Origin of the sequence: Endozoicomonas sp. ONNA2 (genome assembly GCF_024606365.1) — a bacterium.
Classification (GTDB): domain Bacteria; phylum Pseudomonadota; class Gammaproteobacteria; order Pseudomonadales; family Endozoicomonadaceae; genus Endozoicomonas.
Window position 1 is genome coordinate 1 of the sequence record NZ_JAHHPO010000351.1, and the last position, 2,208, is coordinate 2,208.

General features: G+C 48.2%; 3 protein-coding genes and 1 pseudogene. All 4 read left to right on the forward strand.

The genetic code is table 11. The features are described from left to right. Positions 1 to 329, forward strand: a 329-nt coding sequence (locus KDK14_RS06360; RefSeq protein WP_257264178.1) for a hypothetical protein, incomplete at its 5' end; no start/stop codon positions are given. A 255-nt stretch (positions 330 to 584) separates the two neighbouring features. Then, on the forward strand, positions 585 to 1,433 hold the full coding sequence (locus tag KDK14_RS06365; RefSeq protein ID WP_257264179.1) for a sulfurtransferase: 849 nt from the start codon (positions 585 to 587) through the stop codon (positions 1,431 to 1,433). A 50-nt stretch (positions 1,434 to 1,483) separates the two neighbouring features. Continuing rightward, positions 1,484 to 2,127 (forward strand): annotated as a pseudogene (locus KDK14_RS06370) (IS607 family transposase). Further along, positions 2,105 to 2,208 (forward strand): helix-turn-helix domain-containing protein (locus KDK14_RS21670; RefSeq protein WP_373691041.1); only part of this gene is annotated, 104 nt, incomplete at its 3' end. The pseudogene KDK14_RS06370 and the gene KDK14_RS21670, both read left to right, overlap by 23 nt.

A 2,208-nucleotide genomic window follows, 5' to 3' on the forward strand; every position in this document is an offset into this window, starting at 1 on the left:
TAAGATGGCCTCTCAATCCTATTGGCGGGAGAATGGGTATGATTAACAAGACAATTGCAGTAGTGGTGGTTCTTCTCGTGCTTGGTGCCACAGGTTGGTTTTTTCTGAACAGAAATGATGAGCCTGAAGACCTGCCGGCAATACATCAGAACGCAGCAGAAATGCCAGTGGAGGAGGGTTTCTACCCTTCAGGCAGGGAATTTGACGAGTCTGCTGAAGAAACCCGAATCATTTTAGAAACGCCTGATAACGCAGAGTTGAGCAACCTGCTTTCGGAAAAAGTGCTTCGTGACGGCAAGGTAGTGGACAAGTCTGCAACTGCAAAATGATGAAAGTGTGAGATATGTCTCACGTTTTTTTCGCGCAATCACTGCTATTGCCATCACGAATGTATTGATAACGTAAAGCTTGCAAGGATGCAGTTGTCACACGGATGTGACCCCACCAGCCCTGCTGGTGGTTTTTTATTTCCCCAACTTTTCTTTGTACTACTCTTTTCTTTCGTACGATAACCAAGTCTTCTTGTATTGCCTGTATGATTCTTTGTGTTACTGCGTTGATAGCAGCCAGTCAGAGATAAGTCGATGTCATTATTAATAGAGCCGGAGATACTGGCTACCCTGTTGCAAGATCAACATCTGGTGGTTCTGGATGCTCGATTCAGTCTTGCTGACCCGAAACAGGGGCGGGTGATGTATAACCGGGAACACATCCCCGGAGCGGTCTATGCTGATCTTGAAGCCGATCTCTCCGGCTTGGTTATTCCCGGTAAAACCGGCAGGCATCCACTCCCCGATTCGGCAGACTGGCAGGCAACTCTCCGTCGCTGGGGGATTAACAAGAATTCTCAGGTGGTCGTCTATGATGACGGCAGTCATGCCATGGCTGCAAGGGCCTGGTGGCTGTTGCGTTGGGCCGGAATTTCTCAGACTATGATTCTGCATGGCGGCATCAAAGCCTGGCCGGCGGGACATTACCCTGTGACTACCGAAGTGGCTGCGGTGGCAGGAAATCAGGCTGATTTTACCATGGGTCATATGCCAACGATTTCAGCTCAGGACGTGATGGCGCAGATAGAAACCGAAGGGGAACGCCGCCGGTATAAACTGATTGATGCCAGGACTTATAAACGATTCCGTGGAGACGAAGAAACCATAGACTCTCAAGGTGGACACATTCCCGGGGCGGTATGCCATCCATTTGTGGAAAACCTGGACAAAAATGGCCGCTTTCTTTCAGCGGATCACTTGCGGGAGATATTTACTGCACTGATTGGTGAAGATTCCCGGCCTGTCTTCTACTGTGGTTCCGGAGTTACCGCCTGCCACAATATTTTTGCCATGGAGCTTGCGGGTTTGTCCGGTGCTACGCTGTATCCCGGCTCCTGGAGTGAATGGATAACAGATCCCCGGCATCCTGTCGCCAGGGGTTAAAAACAGTTCACAGTAATCTATTATTATCTAAAACTATCTTGTACTAAAGCATGGATAAGAGATTAGTGAAGATAGGTGAGGCTGCTCGTCTACTCGGTACAGACCCGGTAACACTACGAAAATGGGAAAGTACAGGCGAGCTGCTTCCTGCCAGAAAAACCAAAGGCGGTACTCGTTACTACGATGTATCTGAGTTAATGGGGTTTTCTAATGAAGCCGCACCTACACTTTGCTATTGCAGAGTGTCCAGCCATGACCAAAAACCAGACTTAGATAGACAGCAAGAGTTACTGGAAGCTTACTGTTCTGCAAAAGGTTGGCGAACTCAGGTTATACGTGACCTCGGCTCTGGCATGAATTACAGGAAAAAGGGGCTTGACCAGCTACTTGAATTGGTAATGAAACGCCAGATTAAACGACTCGCTAGCCGCGCGCGGTAATTTCACATAAAGACAGGCTACTAAGGTTCGGCGCTGAACTGGTTTTTTCTCTCTGTGAGTTACAAGGCATGGAAATAATCATCGTACACAAAGGCGATCAGCCTTCTTTTGAAGGGGCCGGCCAACCGGAAGAACTTGCCAATGATGTACTGGAAATAATAACCGTGTTTAGTGCCAGACTGTACGGCAGTCGAAGCAAGAAGCACAAAAAGATGCTTGAGACTCTGAAAGATGTTGTTAGCACACAAGATTGAACTCAGACCCACAAAGCAGCAAGCTGATTATCTTGATAGGGCTTGTGGTTCTCGTCGTCATGCGTTTAGGAGTCGTCTAAA